This window comes from Stutzerimonas decontaminans (assembly GCF_000661915.1).
GTDB classification, from domain to species: domain Bacteria; phylum Pseudomonadota; class Gammaproteobacteria; order Pseudomonadales; family Pseudomonadaceae; genus Stutzerimonas; species Stutzerimonas decontaminans.
Window position 1 is genome coordinate 177,040 of sequence record NZ_CP007509.1, and the last position, 18,994, is coordinate 196,033.

An 18,994-nucleotide genomic window follows, 5' to 3' on the forward strand; every position below is an offset into this window, starting at 1 on the left:
TACCAAACATTACTTGCACGATTTGTCGCATTGAGAAGGTAAATAACATTCACTATTATTCAGCCTCCGTTCCAACTCACCAAGAGGCTGTTCCATGCAGGCAAGCAAAGGTTTACTCGCCGCCCTGGCGCTGACGGCGCTATCGGGTGCCGTCCAGGCTGCCGACGAAGTAGTGGTTTACTCCTCGCGCATCGACGAACTGATCAAGCCGGTGTTCGACGCCTACACCAAGAAGACCGGTGTCGCGATCAAGTTCATCACCGACAAGGAAGCCCCGCTGATGGCCCGCATCAAGGCCGAAGGCGCGAACACCCCGGCGGATCTGCTGCTGACAGTCGATGGCGGCAATCTCTGGCAAGCCGAGGAAATGGGCCTGCTGCAGCCTCTGAAGTCCCAGGTGGTGAAGGACAATATTCCGGCCCAGTACCGTTCCTCAAACGACGCCTGGACTGGTCTGTCGCTGCGCGCACGGACCATCGTCTACTCCCCTGAGCGGGTCAAGGACGGCGAGCTGAGCACTTACGAGGCGCTGGCTGACGAGCGCTGGGATGGCCGCCTGTGTCTGCGTACCAGCAAGAAGGTCTACAACCAGTCGCTGACCGCCACCATGATCGAGACCCACGGCGCCGAAAAAACCGAGCAGATCATCAAGGGCTGGGTCGGCAATCTCGCCACTGACGTCTTTGCCGACGACACGGCGCTGGTCCAGGCTGTCGATGCCGGGCAGTGCGATGCTGGCATCGTCAACACCTACTACTTCGGTCGCCTGCACGCGCAGAACCCGCAGCTGAAGGCCAAGCTGTTCTGGCCGAACCAGAATGACCGCGGCGTACACGTCAACCTGTCCGGCATTGGCCTGACCAAGCACGCACCGAACCCGGACGCCGCGCGCAAGCTGGTGGAGTGGATGACCAGCGAGGAGGCGCAGAGCATCTTCGCCGACATCAACATGGAATACCCGGCCAACCCGAGTGTGAAGCCTTCGGCCGAAGTAGCGGCATGGGGCGAGTTCAAGGCCGATACCATTCCGGTGGAAGTGGCTGGCAAGCGTCAGGCCGAAGCCATCAAGCTGATGGATCGCGCTGGCTGGAACTGATCAGCCCTGCGTATGCAGCGGTGAGGTTCGCCGCTGCGGTTATACTCGGCGCCCCGGCCTGGTCCGGGGCGTCGTCTTTTTAGCTGTCGAGGCTTGAGTGTCCCATCCCGTCGAGCGCCGCTGGTATCCCATCACGTTTGCTGTCGCAGCCCTGGTGTTGCTGCCGCTGAGCATTCTGCTGTTCAGCTGGAGCAGCATCGATACCGAGATCTGGTCGCACCTGTGGGATACGCAGATGCCGCGTCTGCTCGGCAATACCCTGACTTTGCTGCTCGGCGTGGGGATTGGCGTGGTGCTACTTGGGGTCAGCCTCGCCTGGCTGACGGCGCTGTGCGAGTTTCCCGGGCGCCGCTGGCTGGACTGGGCGCTGATGTTGCCGTTCGCGATTCCCGCCTATGTGCTGGCTTTTGTCTTCATCGGTTTGCTGGATTTCTCCGGGCCGGTGCAGAGCCTGGCGCGTGAATGGTTCGGCAGCGGCATTCGCTTTCCGCGAGTGCGCTCGACCGGCGGCGTCATTACCGTGCTGGTGTTGGTGTTCTATCCCTACGTGTATCTGCTGGCGCGTTCGGCCTTTCTCGCGCAGGGCAAAGGCCTGATGGAGGCGGCGCGGGTGCTCGGCCAGTCACCCTGGCAGGCCTTCTGGCGCGTGGCGCTGCCGATGGCGCGGCCGGCGATCGGTGCCGGTCTGGCGCTGGCAATGATGGAAACCCTGGCCGACTTCGGTGCGGTGTCGGTGTTCAACTTCGACACCTTCACCACGGCGATCTACAAGACCTGGTACGGCTTCTTCAGCCTCACCAGCGCCACCCAGTTGGCCAGTCTGCTGCTGCTGGCGGTGATGCTTGTGCTTTATGGCGAACGCCGGGCGCGCGGTGCGGCGCGGCCGGCCAATGAGCGAGCGCGCTCTGCGGCGCTTTACCGGCTGACAGGGGCGAAGGCGTTTGCCGCGAGTGCATGGTGCGGGCTGGTTTTTCTCTGCGCATTCGTTATTCCAGTGCTGCAGCTGCTCGTCTGGCTCTGGCAGCGCGGGCGCTTCGATCTCGACGAGCGCTACTGGGGTCTGATCCTGCATACGCTCTATCTCGGCGGCATGGCTGCATTGATCGTGGTGACGGTGGCGCTGCTGTTGGCCTTCGCCAGACGGCAGGCGCCGGTACGTTCGATCCGCAGTGCAGTCGGGCTGGCCAACCTCGGCTATGCCCTGCCGGGTTCGGTACTGGCGGTGTCGATCATGCTGGCGTTCAGTTACCTCGACCGGCACATGGTGATCCCGCTATCCAGCTGGTTGGGCGGGGCCGGCAAGCCGATCCTGCTCGGCAGTCTCGGTGCCTTGCTGCTGGCCTATCTGATCCGCTTCATGGCGGTCGCCTTCGGCCCGCTGGAAAATGCTCTGGCGCGGATTCGCCCGTCACTGCCGCAGGCGTCGCGCAGCCTGGGTGTCGGCGGCCCGGCGCTGTTCTTCCGTGTCTACCTGCCGTTGCTGCTGCCGGGCACGCTGAGCGCGGCGCTGTTGGTGTTCGTTGATGTGCTCAAGGAAATGCCGGCGACCCTGCTGATGCGTCCATTCGGCTGGGACACCCTGGCCGTGCGCATCTTCGAGATGACCAGCGAAGGTGAGTGGGCCCGTGCGTCGCTGCCGGCGCTGACTCTGGTGCTGGTCGGTCTGCTGCCGGTGGTGCTGCTGATTCGCCGCTCGGCGCGGCGCCCTGGCTAGTCGCGCAGCTTTTCCAGAAGCGCGCTGAACGACGCAGCCGCGCTAGCGCGGGCCGCGATTCGACCTCCAGTCTCCTGCTGCCTGATCCACCGTGACCTGCTTCAACCTTGGGGCTACAATGCGCGCCATTCGAAAGTCGCCGACCCCCGCAGGGCCCGGCTTTACTGACTTTTCCAATGCCGATTCGGCGACCTGCCCGGAAGGAGAAACCCATGGGTCAGCGTACTCCCCTCTACGATCAGCACCTTGCGCTCGGTGCCAAGATGGTCGATTTCGGTGGCTGGGACATGCCACTGCACTATGGCTCCCAGGTAGAAGAACATCATCAGGTGCGACGAGATTGCGGAGTGTTCGACGTCTCGCACATGACCGTCGTCGATGTCTCCGGCGGGCAGGCCCGCGACTATCTGCAGCGCTTGCTGGCCAACGACGTGATGCGCTTGAAAAGCACCGGACGGGCGCTGTACACCGCGATGCTCAACGAGCGCGGCGGGGTGGTCGATGACCTGATCGTCTACCTGACTGATTGGGGCTACCGCCTGGTGGTCAACGCCAGCACCCGCGAAAAGGATCTGGCCTGGATGCAGAAGCAGGCGGCCGGTTTCGCGGTCGAGGTCAAGGAGCGTCCCGAACTGGCCATGCTGGCAATTCAGGGCCCCCATGCCCGCGCCCGCACGGTCGAGCTGGTTAGCCAGGCTCGCGCCACGCTGATTCAGGAACTCAAGCCATTCCAGGGGCTGGCCGAGGGCGACTGGTTTATCGGGCGTACCGGTTACACCGGCGAAGATGGTCTGGAAATCATCCTGCCGGCCGAACAGGCGCCGGATTTTCTCAGCGAGCTGGTCGGCGCTGGCATCCCACCAATCGGCCTTGGCGCGCGCGACACGCTGCGCCTGGAGGCCGGGCTCAACCTGTACGGCCAGGACATGACCGAAGACGTCTCGCCACTGGCCGCCAACATGGGCTGGACCGTGGCCTGGGAGCCGGCCGAGCGCGACTTCGTTGGCCGTGCCGCGCTGGAACAGCAGCGCGCCCAAGGCGATCTGCCCAAGCTGGTCGGGCTGGTGCTGGAAGAGCGCGGCGTGCTGCGTGCTCATCAAGTGGTGCGGGTGAATGGCGTCGGTGACGGCGAAATCACCAGCGGCAGTTTTTCTCCTACGCTTGGCAAATCCATCGCCCTGGCCCGTGTGCCGGCCGGCACTGCCGAGCGCGCGGAAGTGGAGATTCGTGGCAAGTGGTACCCGGTGCGGGTCGTGCAGCCGACATTCGTGCGCCACGGCAAGGTACTGGTGTAAATTCGACCGACTGTTTTGCGCGACTGCTGTCAACAGCCTTGAGGATCCAACAATGAGCAATATCCCCAGCGATCTGCGTTACGCCGCCAGCCACGAGTGGGCCCGTCTCGAAGCGGACGGCAGCATTACCGTCGGCATCTCCGATCACGCTCAGGAAGCGCTGGGGGATGTGGTCTACGTCGAGCTGCCCGAAGTCGGGCGCCAGCTCAATGCCGGTCAGGAAGCCGGCGTGGTCGAATCGGTGAAGGCCGCCTCCGACATCTATGCACCGGTCTCTGGCGAGGTGATCGCGATCAACGAGGTGCTGGCCGATTCGCCCGAGCTGGTCAACAGCGACCCTTATGGCAGCTGGTTCTTCCGCCTGCAGCCGAGCGACAAGGCGGAGCTGGACAAGCTGCTCGACGCAGCCGGCTACCAGGCCGCCTGCGACGCCGACGCCTAAGCATCATCCGCAAAAGCCCCGCTCTGTCGGGGCTTTTGTTTTTCCGAGAGTAGCGACCATGCCGTATATGCCGAGCCTTTCCCAACTCCAGCAACCCGATGCCTTTCTGCGCCGTCACCTCGGTCCGGATCAGGCCGAACAGCAGGCCATGCTCGATGCCCTGGGCCTGACCAGTCGCGAACAGCTGATCGAGCAGACCGTGCCGCCGGCGATTCGTCTGCAGGACGAGCTAAGCCTGCCGCCGGCGCTGGACGAGCAGGCCGCGCTGGCCAAGCTGCGTGGCTACGCGGAGCAGAATCAGCTATGGGCCAGCCTGATCGGTATGGGTTACCACGGCACCATCACTCCGCCGGTGATCCTGCGCAACGTCCTGGAGAACCCGGGCTGGTACACCGCTTACACCCCTTATCAGCCGGAAATCGCCCAGGGTCGCCTGGAAGCGCTGCTGAACTATCAGCAGATGATCATCGACCTGACCGGTCTCGACCTGGCCAACGCCTCGTTGCTCGATGAGGCGACCGCAGCGGCCGAGGCCATGACCCTGGCCCGGCGCATGGCCAAGAGCAAGAGCAACCGCTTCTTCGTCGACGAGAACTGCCATCCACAGACGCTTTCGGTGGTGCAGACCCGCGCCGAAGCGTTCGGCTTCGAGCTGGTGGTCGGCACGCTGGACGAGCTGGCCGGGCACGAGGTGTTCGGCGCGCTGCTGCAGTACCCGGACACCCATGGCGAGATTCGCGACCTGCGTCCGGCCATCGAGCAGCTGCACGCGCAGCAGGCGCTGGCCTGCGTCGCTGCCGACCTGCTCAGCCTGCTGTTGCTGACCCCGCCGGGCGAACTGGGCGCCGACGTGGTGCTTGGCTCGACCCAGCGCTTCGGTGTGCCGATGGGTTACGGCGGCCCGCACGCGGCCTATTTCGCTAGCCGCGACGAGTTCAAGCGCGGCATGCCGGGACGCATCATCGGCGTGTCCAAGGACGCCCGTGGCAACACCGCGCTGCGCATGGCGCTGCAGACCCGCGAGCAGCACATCCGCCGCGAAAAGGCCAATTCCAACATCTGTACCGCGCAGGTGCTGCTGGCCAATATCGCCGGTTTCTACGCCGTCTACCACGGCCCGCAAGGCCTCAAGCGCATCGCCCAGCGCGTCCATCGGCTGACTGCAATCCTCGCTGCCGGGCTGGAGCAGAAGGGCATCGTCCGCCTCAATCAACATTTCTTCGACACGCTGACTCTCGAAGTCGGTGGCGCGCAGACCGCGATCATCGAAAGTGCCGAAGCGGCGCAGATCAACCTGCGCATCCTCGGCCGCGGTCGTCTGGGCGTGAGCCTTGACGAGACCTGCGACGAGCGCACCGTCGAGCAGCTGCTGGCGATCTTCCTCGGTGCCGATCACGGCCTCGACGTCGCCGCGCTGGATGCCAGCAAGCTGGCCGGTGGCATTCCCGCAGGGCTGCAGCGCGAGAGCGGCTACCTCAGCCATCCGGTCTTCAACTCGCACCACAGCGAAACCGAGATGCTGCGCTACCTCAAGCAGCTGGAGAACAAGGACCTGGCACTGAACCAGGCGATGATCCCGCTCGGCTCCTGCACCATGAAGCTCAACGCCACCAGTGAGATGATCCCGATCACCTGGGCCGAGTTCGCCAACCTGCACCCGTTCGTCCCGCGCGGGCAGGCCCAGGGCTACAAGTTGATGATCGAAGAGCTGGAGGCCTGGCTCTGCGCGATCACCGGTTTCGACGCGATCAGCATGCAGCCCAACTCCGGCGCGCAGGGCGAATACGCCGGTCTGGTCGCGATCCGCAAGTACCACGAGAGCCGCGGCGAAGGGCAGCGCGACATCTGCCTGATTCCGTCCTCGGCGCATGGCACCAACCCCGCCTCGGCGCAGATGGTCAGCATGCGGGTGGTCATCGTCGAGTGCGACAAGGGCGGCAACGTCGACCTGGAAGACCTCAAGCGCAAGGCCGCCGAAGCGGGTGACCGGCTGTCCTGCCTGATGATCACCTATCCGTCGACCCATGGCGTCTATGAGGAGAACGTGCGCGAGATCTGCGCCGCGATCCACGCCCACGGTGGCCAGGTTTACATGGACGGCGCCAACCTCAACGCCCAGGTCGGCCTGGCGCGGCCTGCGGATATCGGTGCCGACGTCTCGCACATGAACCTGCACAAGACCTTCTGCATCCCCCACGGCGGTGGCGGCCCGGGCATGGGCCCGATCGGCGTCAAGGCGCATCTGGCGCCGTTCGTGGCCAATCATCCGGTGGTCGAGCTGGAAGGTCCGCAGCCGGGCAATGGTGCGGTCAGCGCGGCGCCCTGGGGCAGCGCGAGCATCCTGCCGATCAGCTGGATGTACATCGCCATGATGGGCCCGCAGCTGCGCGACGCCACGGAAGTCGCCATTCTCGGCGCCAACTACCTGGCCAATCGCCTCGGCGGGGCCTTCCCGGTGCTCTACGCCGGGCGCAACGGCCGCGTGGCTCACGAATGTATCCTCGACCTGCGCCCGCTCAAGGCGGCCAGTGGCATCAGCGAGGAGGACGTCGCCAAGCGCCTGATGGACTACGGCTTCCACGCGCCGACCATGTCTTTCCCCGTGCCCGGCACGCTGATGATCGAACCCACCGAGAGCGAGTCGAAGGCCGAGCTGGATCGTTTCGTCGAAGCGATGCTGAGCATCCGCGCGGAGATCGCCAAGGTGCAGGACGGCGAGTGGCCGGCGGACAACAACCCGCTGGTGCGCGCACCGCATACCCTGGCTGACGTGATCGGCGAGTGGGATCGGCCGTACAGCATCGCCGAAGCGGTGACGCCGAGCGCCCACGCCCGCGCGCATAAGTACTGGCCGGCGGTGAACCGCGTGGACAACGTCTACGGCGATCGCAACCTGTTCTGCGCCTGCGTGCCGGTGGACGCCTATCGCGACTGAGCTGCGCTGAGGGTCGGGCGGGCGTCGTTCTTCGACGTCCTTTCGGCTTCTGCGCGGCGATCGATGGGGTGAAATTTGGGTGGTTTTAGCGATTGGTGCCGGGCTTGGTAGGGTGGATGTCGCTTTTACATCCACCGGGGTTCCGGCGCAGGGTTGCAGGGATCGGCGCCGCCTGCTCCACTCTATGCCTCAGGCGTTTGTTCTTCTTCGCCCGCCTCGTCCAGCATCCCCAGCCAGCTGGCCAGCACCAGCTGCGCCTCTTCCACACCCTGACGCTTGGGAGCTGAGAACAGCTGCACGCTGACGTCGGCGCCCCAGCCCTTGTGGATGTCACGCTGAATGGCCAGCAACGCGTTCTTCGCGGCGCCGAAGGCCAGCTTGTCGGATTTGGTCAGCAGGATGTGCAAGGGCATCTGGCTGGCGCTTGCCCAGTCCAGCATCATGCGGTCGAACTCGGTCAGCGGATGGCGGATATCCATCATCAGAAACACGCCGGCCAGGCTCTCGCGGCTGCCCAGATAGGCCTCCAGGTGGCGCTGCCAGTGCTGCTTGAGCGGGATCGGCACCTTGGCGTAGCCGTAGCCGGGCAGGTCGACCAGGCGGCGCTCGTCATCGAGGCGGAAGAAGTTGAGCAGCTGGGTGCGGCCCGGTGTCTTCGAGGTGCGTGCCAGGTTGGCATGGGTCAGGGTGTTCAGCGCGCTGGACTTGCCTGCATTGGAGCGGCCGGCGAAGGCTACTTCCAGACCCTCGTCGGCCGGGCACTGATCGACCTTGGCGGCGCTGATCATGAAGGTGGCCTGTTGGCAAAGGCCGAGAATCGGGTTTTTCGGTAGCATGGTCGTTCCGGTGAGTGCGCGCGGGTGCGGCAATGGTTCGTTTCCGTTTCAGAAACGGGAGTATATAATGCCGCAGTTTTTATGTGCGCTTTGGCCTGATATCGGGCTGCGAGTGGTGTCCAGCCGCATCCGGATGCCAGTGCAGCGTTAGCGCCGCCCCGATGCGAAACGCCAAGCGTGCCACTATAACGAGCGTCGCCCCGGTTCGATTGCCGTGCGTGACCCGATGAATTCCCTTTCAAACCCTTAGCCGTAGTTGGATTAGCTGATGAACAAAGTACTCGTGAGTCTGCTGTTGACCCTTGGCATCACCGGTATGGCCCACGCGGCTGGAGACGCCGAAGCTGGTCAGGGCAAAGTTGCAATGTGTGGCGCCTGCCACGGTGCGGACGGCAACAGCCCGGCGCCGAACTTCCCGAAACTCGCCGGCCAGGGCGAGCGCTATCTGCTCAAGCAACTGCAGGACATCAAGGCCGGCAGCACCCCGGGTGCTCCGGAAGGCGTCGGCCGCAAGGTGCTGGAAATGACTGGCATGCTCGACCCGCTGAGCGATCAGGATCTGCAAGACATCGCCGCCTACTTCTCCAGCCAGAAGGGCAGCGTCGGCTATGCCGATCCGGCTCTGGCCAAGCAGGGCGAGAAACTGTTCCGCGGCGGCAAGCTGGATCAGGGCATGCCGGCCTGCACCGGTTGCCACGCGCCCAACGGTGTCGGCAACGACCTGGCCGGTTTCCCCAAACTGGGTGGCCAGCATGCGGCTTACACTGCCAAGCAGCTGACCGACTTCCGCGAAGGCAACCGTACCAACGACGGCGACAGCATGATCATGCGTGGCGTTGCCGCCAAGCTGAGCAACAAGGACATCGAAGCGCTGTCCAGCTACATCCAGGGCCTGCACTGATCGCGACAGTAGGCTGATCGAGAAGGGCGTCCGGGCCAATAGTCCGGACGCCCTTCTGCGTTTAGGGGGCTGGCTACGCCACCTTCGTCACGGCGCGGCATGGGCAGATGAAAAACGCTGGCGAGTCCCGGCGTTTTGCTGCAGCCTGTTGCGCCATCGGTCCGTCGTAAACAGGAGTACTTCATGCGCAATTTCCTACTCACTGCCATTTTTGCCGCTGTCAGCCTGTTCGGTGCTGCAGCCCAGGCAGCGGAGTTTCAGGCCGGCAAGGAATATGTCGAGCTGAGCAGCCCGGTGCCAGTCGCCGACCCGAGCAAGATCGAGGTGGTCGAGCTGTTCTGGTACGGCTGCCCGCACTGCTACCAGTTCGAGCCGGTGATCAAGCCCTGGGTCGAGCAGCTGCCCGAGGACGTGCAGTTCAAGCGCATCCCGGCGATGTTTGGCGGGATCTGGAACGTACACGGACAATTGTTTATCGCGCTGGAATCGATGGGCGTGGAGCCGAAGGTCCACGATGCGGTCTTCGCTGCCTACCATCAGGAGCGCAAGAAGCTCGCCACGCCTGACGAAATGGCTGATTTCCTTGCCGGTCACGGCATCGACAAGCAGGCCTTTCTGAAAGCCTACAACTCGTTCGGTGTGCGTGGTCGCGTAGAGCAGGCCAAGAAACTCGGCATGGCGTATCAGATCACCGGTGTGCCGGTGATGATCGTCAACGGCAAGTATCGTTTCGATCTCGGCTCGTCCGGCGGCCCGGAGCGCACCTTGCAGGTGGCCGACTTCCTCATCGAAAAAGAACGCGCGGCGCGGTAAGCCGAAATGCTGCGTCGTTGGAGCGCGCCGCGCCATGCCGGACCCGGCAAGGCGCGCGTCAACGCGCACTGCCTGGCCAGTAGCGGTCTGCCGTCGGACGGGCGGTTGCGGCTGCTCAGCTTCAACATCCAGGTCGGCATCAGTACCGAGCGCTACCACCATTACCTGACGCGCAGCTGGCAGCATCTGCTGCCCCATCCGGGGCGGGCGGGCAATCTGCAGCGCATCGGTGAGGTGCTTGGCAACTACGATCTGGTGGCGCTGCAGGAGGCCGACGGCGGCAGCCTGCGTTCCGGCTACGTCAATCAGGTCGAGCACCTGGCTCATTTGGGTGCGTTTCCCTATTGGTATCAGCAGCTCAACCGCAATCTCGGGCGGTTCGCCCAGCACAGCAATGGAGTGCTCAGTCGTCTCGAACCTCAGGGTCTGGAAGATCATCCGTTGCCCGGGCCGTCGGGGCGTGGGGCGATCCTGCTGCGCTTCGGCGAGGGGCCGGACGCGCTGGTGGTGGTGATGATGCACCTGGCGCTGGGTGGCGGGGCGCGGACGCGCCAGCTGGCCTACATTCGCGAGCTGATCGGCGGCTACCGCCATCAGGTTCTGATGGGTGACATGAATACCCACGCCAACGATCTGCTGGAAAATTCGCCGCTGCGTGATCTCGGCCTTCTGGCGCCGCAGATCGAAGCGACCTTTCCGAGCTGGCGACCGCAGCGCTGTCTGGACCACATCCTGCTCAGCCCCAGCCTGACGCTCGAGCGCGTCGATGTGCTGGCATTGCCGATTTCCGATCACCTGCCGGTGGCCGTCGAGATCAGACTGCCTGATTCGCTGCAGGCCGATTCCTTGCCGGTTCAGGTGAAAGACACGAAATGAGCGAAGAAGCCGAACGCTGGAAGGAAAAGTATCTTCAGCTCGTCGAGCGCCAGGACCAGCTGGAAGCCCGCTGGGAACAGCGCGTGGATCTGCTACGGCGCAGTCTGGTTCGCAGCAGCCTGGCGGTGGAAGGTGCCGACCCTGCGGTCGAGCGCTGCCTGCATGCGATGCGGGAAGTGCTGCGTGACGGCGATCTGGACGATGGTCTCAGCCAATTGGTGCCGCGGCTGGAAAAGGCCGTGCTGGACTCCGAGCGACATCGGCAGGAGCGCGCGATTCGGCTGACCGAGGCGCTGCATCGGCTGGTCGCCCAGCTGCTGGCGCTCTCGCCGCCGGCGGAACTGCGCAAGCCCATCAAGCGCTTTGCCAAACAGCTGGCCCAGCGCGCCGCCCAGCTGCGCGAACTGCCGGGACTGCTTGGTGAGTTGAGTGTTTTGCAAGGCCAGGTGCTGACGCTGCAGGAAGATGCCGCGCCGCAGCAGAGCGGTTTCCTGAAGCGATTGTTCGGTAATCGCGATATGCCGCTGCCCACGCCCATCGCATCAGCTGAATGCGCCGAGCTGGCCGGCCAGCTGCCCGAAAGGGAAGATGTCGTATTGTCTGCGGAGCCCCTTGCGCAGGCGAATGAGCCTGCCCCGCAACCGGTTGAAAGCGAAGCGCTGGCGCTGGTCGCGGAGCTGGCCGTTGCCGAGCCGCTCACCGAGCGAGAGCAAGAAATCGAGGCCCCCCCGGAAGTCGCTGCCTACGCGCTGCCTGACTCACCGGAGCCAGCATTCAGCGTTGTCGCTGACCGCGTTGAGGCGACGCTCAGCAATCTGCTCGATAATCTTCATCTGCCAGAACAGCACCAGCCGCAGCTGCAGACGCTGCGTGCGCGCATCCAGCACGGGCTGAACTGGTATGAGCTGGTGCCGGTGCTGGACGATCTGGCGATGCTGATGATCGCCTTCAGCGATCAGGGCCAGCGGGATTTCGAAAGCTACCTGCAGACGCTGAACGAGCGTCTTTCGGCCATGCAGGAAAACCTGGTTGCGGCCCACCAGGGGCATAACGACGGGCGGGATGCCGCGCAGGCGCTGGATGCGGAATTGCGCGAGCAGGTCGGTGGCCTGCAGCAAAGCATGCGCCAGGCGACCGATCTGACGAGCCTGAAACGGGTGGTCGAAGCCCGTCTGGACGGGTTGCTGGATACGGTGGATACCTATCGCCAGCAGCGCAGCGAGCAGGAGCAGAAGCTCGGCGAGCGCCTGCAGCAACTGGTCAGCCGCGTCGGCAGCCTCGAGCAGGCTGCTCGAGGCTTGCGCGGGCACCTGGAGGAACAGCGGCAGAAGGCGCTGCAGGACCCGCTGACCGGGCTGCCCAATCGCGCCGCCTGGAACGAACGTCTGGATCTGGAGTTCGCCCGCTGGCAGCGCTACGGCGGTGAGCTGTTGCTGGCCGTGCTGGATGTAGATCACTTCAAGCGCGTCAATGACAGCTACGGCCACCTGGCCGGTGATCGGGTGCTGAAAATCATCGGCAGCGAGCTGCGCAAGCGCCTGCGCAAAACCGACTTCATCGCCCGTTTCGGGGGGGAGGAATTCGTCGTGCTGCTCCCCAATACGCCTTATGAGGCCGGGCAACAGCTGATGGAGAGCCTGCGCGATTCCATCGGCAGCTGCCCGTTCCACTTCAAGGGCGAGCGCATCGTCATCACGCTATCCGCCGGTCTAACCGCTTTCGGCGAAGGCGATACCACCGAGCGCGCTTTCGAGCGGGCCGACAGTGCGCTGTACTGCGCGAAGAATGCTGGGCGCAATCGCGTCGAGCTCGCCTGACCGGCTGGCATCGCGTCCAGCGGATCGCCCGGTATAATCACGCCCCTTCACCGCACCGGCGCGAGCTGCCGCTCATGCACCGGACAGCTGCGCATCTGCGTCATTTCGCCGTCGACACAGAGGTCGTCCCGATGAAAGCCATCACCACCACCCTGATGCTTCTGCTGCTGGTCGGCTGCGCCAGTGGTCCGCGTATCGACACCAGCTACGGTTCGATCGGGCATGACAGCCGTGCTCAGTTCATCGTGCTGCACTACACCTCGACCGACCTGCCGCGTTCGCTGGAGCTGCTTAGCGGCCGCGAGGTCAGCAGCCACTATCTGATAGGCGAATCGCCGGCGACCATCTACCGCCTGGTGGATGAAAACCGGCGTGCCTGGCATGCCGGTGAAAGCGAGTGGAACGGCCGCACCTGGCTCAACGCCACATCGATCGGCATCGAGCTGGTCAATCGCGGTTACGTCGAAAGCGCCGACGGACGACGGCTCTGGTATCCCTACTCCGACGCGCAGATCGACGCGCTGGTGGTGTTGCTCAAGGACATCATGGCGCGCCATGACCTCAAGCCGGGAGCCATCGTTGGCCACAGTGACATCGCCCCGCAACGCAAGGTCGACCCGGGGCCGCTGTTTCCATGGAAGCGTCTCGCCGATGAGGGCCTGGTGCCCTGGCCTGAGGCAGGCGCGGTCAGCGTGGCGCAAATGCGCTATGCATCCGAGGGGCTGCCGGCCATCGCCTGGTTTCAGGCCGCCTTGGCGGCGCAGGGCTACCGGGTGCCACGGCACGGCCATCTGGATGACGAAACGCGCAATGTGATTGCGGCGTTTCAAATGAGGTACCGACCGGCCCGCTTCGACGGTGAGCCGGATGCAGAGACCGCGGCGATGTTGCAGGTGCTCGCCAATCAGGCGCAGCGCTGAGCTCAGTAGGCGGTGGTGCCGATCAGCCTGGAATCGGCCAGCGCCGCGGTGCGGTGCTCGGCAGCGGCCTGATAGTCGCGGTCACCGAGCATCGCCAGAAAGGCTTCCTTGGATGGGTAACTGACCAGCAACAGGTCGTCCCATTGCTCCTCCGGTGGGGCGATCAACGCGGCGTGTGCCCGGGCGCGAACCTCGACGGCGCCGCCGCTGGCTAGCACCTTGGCCAGCGCTACCCGGCTGTAGCGGGCATACGCCTCGCGACCGCTGCACGGACTGTGCGGGCTACCTGACGGATAGGTCGCCTGGTCGTTATAGCGCAGCAGGTTGAGCATCAGGATCGGGACCCCCGAAGGCATCGACGCCGCGTACTCGGCGAGCTGTTCGGGGCTTGGGGTCAGGCTCGGCATGGGCTTTTCCTCAAATGGCGCCTTCAGATCGGCAGCGCGACGTAGAAGATGGTGCCGTGGCCGATCCGTGAATGCACGCCGATGCGACCACCATGCAGCTGGGCGATTTCCTTGCATAAGGCGAGGCCCAGTCCCGCGCCGCCACGACGCCGACCGATCTGTACGAACGGCTCGAAGATCCTCGCCTGCTGGCTGTAGGGAATGCCCTCGCCGTTGTCCTCGACACTGAGGATCATCCGTTCGCCGTGATGCCGGGCCAGCAGCCGCACTTCGCCGCCCTTGGGCGTGTAGCGCAGGGCATTGCTGAGCAGGTTGTCCATCACCCGCTCGATCTGCTGGCGGTCGAGCATCAGCGTTGGCAGTGGTTGCTGCAGCTCCAGCTTGAGCTGTATGTCTTGCTCATTGGCTGCCACTTCGAAGCGCTGACGGGCGGCCTCGAGCAGTTCCGGAATGTCGCATTGTTCCAGCTCGAGTTTTTGCTGGCCGCTCTGGTAGCGGGAGAAATTCAGCAGGTCGTTGATCAGCCTTACCAGGCGCTGCATCTCTTCGTGCACGGTGTTGAACAGGTCCGATTCGCGACTGTCGGCCGGGTAGCGCAGGCGTTCACGCAGCAGGCTGAAAGCCATTTGCATGCCGGTGACCGGCGTGCGCAGCTCATGGGACGCACGCAGCACGAATTCGTTGCGCACACGCTCGAAGGTACGCTGGTCGGTCACGTCGTGCAGCACCATGACCGCGCCACTGATGCTGCCGTCGTGATGGCTGACCGGGCTGATGCGCCAGGCCAGCAGACGGCGCTCGCCGTCGGCTTCGATGGTCAGGTCCTCGGGTGGGTCGGACAGCGGCTTGTCATCCAGTACCTGACGTGCGGCGTTGTCCAGCTCCGGGTAGCCGAGTGCTTCGCCGAGGGTCGAGCCGAGATGTTCGTTTTCCCAGGCGAGCTGGCGCTGCGCCACCGGGTTGGCATGTTCCAGGCGTCCCTGCCGATCGATGATCAGCAGGCCGTCGTCGATGCTGTCGAGCAATGCCTGCAAACGCTGCTGGCCGTTGACCAGCGCCTCCACATTGGTCTGCTTGAATTCGTGCAGCGCCTGCGCCATCAGGCCGAAACGGCGGCTCAGCGAGGACAGCTCGGCGATCGGCGGGGTCGGCAGGGAAATATTGAAGTCGCCGCGTCCGATCTGATCGGCCGCTGCCGACAGCCGTTCGATCGGCTCGCCGAAGCGCCGCGCAAAACTGTGTGCGGTAATGAAGCCGATCAGCAAAACGGCGATCGCCGTCAGGCCCAGCAGGCCGGCCAATAGCGAAGCACGATCGCGGCTGCGTACCTCGGTGTCGCGAATCTTGTCGTACGCCGCGCGCTGCATCTCGGTCATCAGGCTGCGTACCTGATTGAAGGCCTGGCTCAGCGAGTTGTCCTCCAGCAGCGTCCAGCTCTTGTGGCGCGCCGCCTCGACCTCTTCGATGAACCTCGCGTAGGCGCTGGCGACCGCCTGGAAGGCCTGACGATCGGTGTCATCGCTGGCTTCGGCGATACCGCGTTCAAGGGTTTGCTGAAAGGTCTGACGCACCCCATCCAGGGCGCCGAGATTGTGATCCTCGGCCAGCAGGACGATGAGGTGATTGCCCAGCGCCTGGCGCAGCTGCTGGTTGATCTCGATGATGCTGAAGTTGTTGCGGATCAGCTGCTCCTGGCTCTTGGCCATCTGCATCACGCTGACCAGCGCCAGCAGCAGGCCAAGCAGGGCAACCGTCATCAGGGCCGAGAATCCGAGAAACAGTCGGGTTCGCAGCTTCATCTGGAGTTTCATAGGCCGTACTGCTTGCGCTTTCTGTAAAGGGTCGAGGCGTCGATGCCCAGGATCCGGGCGGCCTGCTCGAGAGTGTCGCTGGTGCTCAGTACGCCGGCGATATGCGCTTTTTCCAGGGCTTCCAGGCTCAGCGGCTCGCCAATGCGCGGCGCATTGCTGCCCACCTGCTCACCAAGTCCCAGGTGGCTGACCTCGATCATCTGCTGCGGGCAGATGATGCTGGCGCGCTCGACCACGTTGCGCAGTTCGCGCACGTTGCCTGGCCAGCGATAGGTCTTCAGCGCCGCCATCGCGGCATCGCTGAAGCCGCGTGCCGGGCGACCGTAGTTCTTCACGAATGAGGCAAGGAAGCGCTCGGCAAGGGTCAGGACGTCCTCGGGCCGCTCGCGCATCGGCGGCAGATTGAGGGTGATGACGTTGAGGCGGTAGAGCAGATCCTCGCGGAACTTGCCTTCGCGGACCATTTCTTCGAGGTTCAGGTTGGTGGCCGCGAGGATGCGTACATCGGCGCGGCGGGTGACCGGGTCACCGACCCGCTCGTATTCCTTGTCCTGGATGAAACGCAGCAGCTTGGGTTGCAGCGCGAGCGGGAAATCACCGATCTCATCGAGAAACAGCGTGCCGCCGTCGGCCTGGTTGACCCGTCCCAGCGTGCTTTCGGTGGCCCCGGTGAAGGCGCCGCGGTTGTGCCCGAACAGCTCGCTTTCCATCAGATCGGCAGATAGCGAGGGACAGTTGATGGTGACAAAGGCTTTCTTCGAGCGCCGGCTCCAGGTGTGAATGGCGCGAGCCAGCTCGCCCTTGCCGGTACCCGACTCGCCAAGAATCAGAATGTTCGCGTCCGTATCGGCGACTTGCCGCGCGGTTTCCAGTACCGCCATCATCGCCGGGCTGTGCGAACCCAAGGCGTCGCTGCGCTCCTTGATCTCCCCTTCCAGCGCTTCCAGGCGGGCAGCCATCTGTCGCACTTCCAGCTGCTTGGCGGCGGACAGGCGCAGCTGTTCCGGGCTGCAGGGCTTGAGCAGGTAGTCCGCCGCGCCGGCCTGCATGGCATCCACGGCAGTGTCCACGGCCGAGTGCGCGGTGACGATCACCACGCGCATCCAGGGCGCCAGCAGGCGCATCTGCTGCAGAACGTCGAGTCCGTTGTCCTCACCCAGACGCAGGTCGAGGAAGCACAGATCGAATACCTGGCGCTGCAGTATCGCCTCGGCCTGCGCCGCACTGGCTGCGGTCATCACCGTGTAGCCACGGTCTTCCAGGCAGTAACGGAATGTACGCAGGATCGCCGCCTCGTCATCTACCAGAAGGATGCGTCCGCCGTTGTCCGTCGTTTGGTCCATGGATGCTCCCGTCAAAAAGGCGAATTCGTCGCTGAATAGGTTCGATTATGTCGTGTCCGGCCACCGGAGGGTGCCGTTGCGTTGCTGGCGAGTGCTTTAGTCTATGAAAAGCGTTGCAAGTTGCACGGTGTCGACAACGCTTTCCTGCATGCTGCACTCCTGCGGCATCGATGATTTCCTGCAAGTGGCTGATTTGTTGGCGATCGCCTTCACAGGCCTGCTGGCATGCGGCTTGCGACCGGCATGAAGAACGCGTCGCCCCCGTCTCGGGTGGCCAGCGCATGCCGCAATTCATGCAGGAGGTGTCATGAACCAGTCCATGAACCAGCTCAACGAGCTCATCGAACTGACCCGCGACGGGCAGCGTTTCTACCAGCACGCGGCCGAGGAGGCAAAGGACGTGCAACTGCAGCATCTGTTTCGTGACCTGGCGCAGGCCAAGACCCAGGTCATTCAGGCGCTGAGCGTAAAAGTGGCCGCCCATCACGAGCAGCCTTCACAAGGCGGGACGCTGACGGGCCGCATGCGCGAATTATATGCCGATGCGCGCTCGCGCATCGGCGATCACGATACGGCCTATGTCGACCAGCTGGAGCAGACCGAAGCGCACATCCTGCGCGCATTCGAGGATGCGGTAGGCAATGCCGAGCCGGACGTGCGCGCACTGCTGGCTATCGAACTGCCGAAATTACGCGCATGCCACGAACGCATGCGTCAATTGAAGGAGGCGCGCCACTGATGGTTCGTGCAAAACGCCCGGCCCAAGCGAGGCGCTCATGCAAATTGAGTTGTCCTGGCTCTTGCTTGGTTGTTTAACTTATTGATTTATAAGCTTTTTATTGATGGTGGTTGCCTGGCACGGCGCCTGCAATAAGTCATGCAACGAAACAGTGTTCGCCACGCTTAGAAGGAGTTGAGGATGAATCGCCAAGCCCGCTTTTCATTAGCCAGCAAGGGTTTCCTCTCGGCTGCGGTAGTCATGTTGATCATGGGGGCCGAGCGGCCGATGTCACAACCGCTCAGCCAGGCACCACAGAATTCTGCGGAACGAATCGGCATGTATGACGCTCAACCTATTGAGCTCACGCGGACCGGCCAAGTGCCGCAAACAATCGATTATCGCCAGGCGCCTGCCGAGCAGCGCTGGGTGTTCTGAGCAACGAAGGGGACGTGCAAGCGAACCAGCAGGGATGCGACACAACATCGATGCCGATCGGGCTGCCCGATCCGCTGAGAACCGTTCCTGAAACCAGAGGAGTTACACCATGCTGAGTTGGGCAATTACCTTTCTGATCATCGCCATCATCGCTGCGGTACTGGGCTTCGGTGGTATCGCAGGCACTGCAACAGGTATCGCCAAGATCCTGTTCGTGGTCTTCCTGGTGCTGTTCGTGGCATCGCTGATCTTCGGCCGCGGTCGCGGACCGCGCGTTTGATGCATCGATGGCCGCCCGCAAGGGCGGCTGCATTCTGGAGTGGCAACGGCATAGGAAGCCATATTCGCCGGGTCGTGTTCGGCAATCGAAGATGATCCAGAGCGGCGTCGAGCTTGAGGCTCTACGCGCTCACCCCTCAGCGGGGGGAACCAGGGGGTCGGGTTGTTCTGCTTGCGGAGCGACCTAGGGGTACAGGGAGTACCTCCTTTATCGGACCGGGTTCTGCACGGCTGCGGCCGAGGGTGGTGTAATAACCACCTTCGGCAGGCAGCAACAAATATCAGAGCTCTTACACCCTTCCGCAATTCCTGATTTTCTTCCACCCGGCTGTCCGCGCGATCCGCGGGTGACC

At 63.8% G+C, this 18,994-nt stretch carries 17 protein-coding genes; 13 read left to right on the plus strand and 4 right to left on the minus strand.

Going from position 1 to position 18,994, the window contains the following annotated elements; genetic code table 11:
• Positions 1 to 94 precede the first annotated feature (94 nt).
• The 5 genes from UIB01_RS00895 (at position 95) to gcvP (ending at position 7,482) form a co-directional block, all read left to right on the plus strand.
• On the plus strand, positions 95 to 1,096 hold the full coding sequence (locus tag UIB01_RS00895) for an extracellular solute-binding protein (RefSeq protein WP_038655986.1): 1,002 nt from the start codon (positions 95 to 97) through the stop codon (positions 1,094 to 1,096).
• 97 nt (positions 1,097 to 1,193) lie between these two features.
• Positions 1,194 to 2,810: an ABC transporter permease gene (locus UIB01_RS00900; protein ID WP_038655987.1), complete on the plus strand. Its 1,617-nt coding sequence runs from the start codon at positions 1,194 to 1,196 to the stop codon at positions 2,808 to 2,810.
• A 212-nt stretch (positions 2,811 to 3,022) separates the two neighbouring features.
• Positions 3,023 to 4,105, plus strand: a complete 1,083-nt coding sequence (gcvT, locus tag UIB01_RS00905; RefSeq protein ID WP_038655989.1) for a glycine cleavage system aminomethyltransferase GcvT — start codon at positions 3,023 to 3,025, stop codon at positions 4,103 to 4,105.
• 52 nt (positions 4,106 to 4,157) lie between these two features.
• On the plus strand, positions 4,158 to 4,547 hold the full coding sequence (gene gcvH, locus UIB01_RS00910; RefSeq protein WP_038655991.1) for a glycine cleavage system protein GcvH: 390 nt from the start codon (positions 4,158 to 4,160) through the stop codon (positions 4,545 to 4,547).
• A 58-nt stretch (positions 4,548 to 4,605) separates the two neighbouring features.
• Positions 4,606 to 7,482 (plus strand): aminomethyl-transferring glycine dehydrogenase, encoded by a 2,877-nt coding sequence (gene gcvP, locus UIB01_RS00915; protein WP_038655993.1) that lies wholly within the window; start codon positions 4,606 to 4,608, stop codon positions 7,480 to 7,482.
• A gap of 182 nt (positions 7,483 to 7,664) precedes the next feature.
• On the opposite strand, the gene yihA is transcribed toward gcvP, so the two are convergent.
• Positions 7,665 to 8,318: a ribosome biogenesis GTP-binding protein YihA/YsxC gene (yihA, locus tag UIB01_RS00920; protein WP_038655995.1), complete on the minus strand. Its 654-nt coding sequence runs from the start codon at positions 8,316 to 8,318 to the stop codon at positions 7,665 to 7,667.
• A gap of 268 nt (positions 8,319 to 8,586) precedes the next feature.
• Here yihA and UIB01_RS00925 point away from each other — a divergent pair, with 268 nt between their 5' ends.
• The 5 genes from UIB01_RS00925 (at position 8,587) to UIB01_RS00945 (ending at position 13,645) form a co-directional block, all read left to right on the plus strand.
• Positions 8,587 to 9,219: a c-type cytochrome gene (locus UIB01_RS00925; RefSeq protein ID WP_038655996.1), complete on the plus strand. Its 633-nt coding sequence runs from the start codon at positions 8,587 to 8,589 to the stop codon at positions 9,217 to 9,219.
• Positions 9,220 to 9,402: 183 nt separating this feature from the next.
• Entirely contained in the window at positions 9,403 to 10,032 is a 630-nt protein-coding gene (locus UIB01_RS00930; protein WP_038655998.1) for a thiol:disulfide interchange protein DsbA/DsbL, read from the plus strand.
• A gap of 6 nt (positions 10,033 to 10,038) precedes the next feature.
• Positions 10,039 to 10,908: an endonuclease/exonuclease/phosphatase family protein gene (locus UIB01_RS00935; protein WP_015275201.1), complete on the plus strand. Its 870-nt coding sequence runs from the start codon at positions 10,039 to 10,041 to the stop codon at positions 10,906 to 10,908.
• Positions 10,905 to 12,725, plus strand: a complete 1,821-nt coding sequence (locus tag UIB01_RS00940; RefSeq protein ID WP_038656000.1) for a diguanylate cyclase — start codon at positions 10,905 to 10,907, stop codon at positions 12,723 to 12,725. The genes UIB01_RS00935 and UIB01_RS00940 overlap by 4 nt, the downstream gene beginning before the upstream one ends.
• Before the next feature lie 131 nt (positions 12,726 to 12,856).
• Positions 12,857 to 13,645 carry an N-acetylmuramoyl-L-alanine amidase gene (locus UIB01_RS00945; protein ID WP_038656002.1) on the plus strand — a complete coding sequence of 263 codons (789 nt, stop codon included), beginning with the start codon at positions 12,857 to 12,859 and terminating at the stop codon, positions 13,643 to 13,645.
• Positions 13,646 to 13,647: 2 nt separating this feature from the next.
• Here UIB01_RS00945 and UIB01_RS00950 read toward each other — a convergent pair whose 3' ends face one another.
• Genes UIB01_RS00950 through algB form a run of 3 tightly spaced genes read right to left on the minus strand, consistent with a single transcriptional unit; the run spans position 13,648 to position 17,206 of the window.
• Positions 13,648 to 14,052, minus strand: coding sequence for a DUF1330 domain-containing protein (locus tag UIB01_RS00950; protein ID WP_038656004.1), 405 nt, complete (start codon positions 14,050 to 14,052; stop codon positions 13,648 to 13,650).
• Between the two features lie 23 nt (positions 14,053 to 14,075).
• Complete coding sequence (locus UIB01_RS00955) at positions 14,076 to 15,863, minus strand: KinB sensor domain-containing domain (RefSeq protein ID WP_038656006.1); 1,788 nt, start codon at positions 15,861 to 15,863, stop codon at positions 14,076 to 14,078.
• A complete protein-coding gene (gene algB / locus UIB01_RS00960; protein ID WP_038656009.1) occupies positions 15,860 to 17,206 on the minus strand; it encodes a sigma-54-dependent response regulator transcription factor AlgB in 1,347 nt (448 codons plus the stop codon). The genes UIB01_RS00955 and algB overlap by 4 nt, the downstream gene beginning before the upstream one ends.
• A 307-nt stretch (positions 17,207 to 17,513) precedes the next feature.
• Here algB and UIB01_RS00965 point away from each other — a divergent pair, with 307 nt between their 5' ends.
• The 3 genes from UIB01_RS00965 to UIB01_RS22600 all read left to right on the plus strand — a co-directional run bounded on the left by UIB01_RS00965 (position 17,514) and on the right by UIB01_RS22600 (position 18,642).
• Positions 17,514 to 17,945: a ferritin-like domain-containing protein gene (locus UIB01_RS00965; protein WP_038656011.1), complete on the plus strand. Its 432-nt coding sequence runs from the start codon at positions 17,514 to 17,516 to the stop codon at positions 17,943 to 17,945.
• 180 nt (positions 17,946 to 18,125) lie between these two features.
• A complete protein-coding gene (locus UIB01_RS00970) occupies positions 18,126 to 18,362 on the plus strand; it encodes a hypothetical protein (protein ID WP_038656013.1) in 237 nt (78 codons plus the stop codon).
• A gap of 109 nt (positions 18,363 to 18,471) precedes the next feature.
• The gene (locus UIB01_RS22600) at positions 18,472 to 18,642 is read left to right on the plus strand and encodes a DUF1328 domain-containing protein (protein ID WP_003282841.1); all 171 of its coding nucleotides are present in this window, start codon (positions 18,472 to 18,474) and stop codon (positions 18,640 to 18,642) included.
• Positions 18,643 to 18,994: the final 352 nt, after the last annotated feature.

Bases quoted from the DNA above. Each gene is read 5' to 3' on its own strand.
- UIB01_RS00895 (WP_038655986.1), top strand. From the start codon at position 95: ATGCAGGCAAGCAAAGGTTTACTCGCCGCCCTGGCGCTGACGGCGCTA.
- gcvT (WP_038655989.1), top strand. From the start codon at position 3,023: ATGGGTCAGCGTACTCCCCTCTACGATCAGCACCTTGCGCTCGGTGCC.
- gcvH (WP_038655991.1), top strand. From the start codon at position 4,158: ATGAGCAATATCCCCAGCGATCTGCGTTACGCCGCCAGCCACGAGTGG.
- gcvP (WP_038655993.1), top strand. From the start codon at position 4,606: ATGCCGTATATGCCGAGCCTTTCCCAACTCCAGCAACCCGATGCCTTT.
- yihA (WP_038655995.1), bottom strand. From the start codon at position 8,318: ATGCTACCGAAAAACCCGATTCTCGGCCTTTGCCAACAGGCCACCTTC.
- UIB01_RS00925 (WP_038655996.1), top strand. From the start codon at position 8,587: ATGAACAAAGTACTCGTGAGTCTGCTGTTGACCCTTGGCATCACCGGT.
- UIB01_RS00930 (WP_038655998.1), top strand. From the start codon at position 9,403: ATGCGCAATTTCCTACTCACTGCCATTTTTGCCGCTGTCAGCCTGTTC.
- UIB01_RS00935 (WP_015275201.1), top strand. From the start codon at position 10,039: ATGCTGCGTCGTTGGAGCGCGCCGCGCCATGCCGGACCCGGCAAGGCG.
- UIB01_RS00940 (WP_038656000.1), top strand. From the start codon at position 10,905: ATGAGCGAAGAAGCCGAACGCTGGAAGGAAAAGTATCTTCAGCTCGTC.
- UIB01_RS00945 (WP_038656002.1), top strand. From the start codon at position 12,857: ATGAAAGCCATCACCACCACCCTGATGCTTCTGCTGCTGGTCGGCTGC.
- UIB01_RS00950 (WP_038656004.1), bottom strand. From the start codon at position 14,052: ATGCCGAGCCTGACCCCAAGCCCCGAACAGCTCGCCGAGTACGCGGCG.
- UIB01_RS00955 (WP_038656006.1), bottom strand. From the start codon at position 15,863: ATGAAACTCCAGATGAAGCTGCGAACCCGACTGTTTCTCGGATTCTCG.
- algB (WP_038656009.1), bottom strand. From the start codon at position 17,206: ATGGACCAAACGACGGACAACGGCGGACGCATCCTTCTGGTAGATGAC.
- UIB01_RS00965 (WP_038656011.1), top strand. From the start codon at position 17,514: ATGAACCAGTCCATGAACCAGCTCAACGAGCTCATCGAACTGACCCGC.
- UIB01_RS00970 (WP_038656013.1), top strand. From the start codon at position 18,126: ATGAATCGCCAAGCCCGCTTTTCATTAGCCAGCAAGGGTTTCCTCTCG.
- UIB01_RS22600 (WP_003282841.1), top strand. From the start codon at position 18,472: ATGCTGAGTTGGGCAATTACCTTTCTGATCATCGCCATCATCGCTGCG.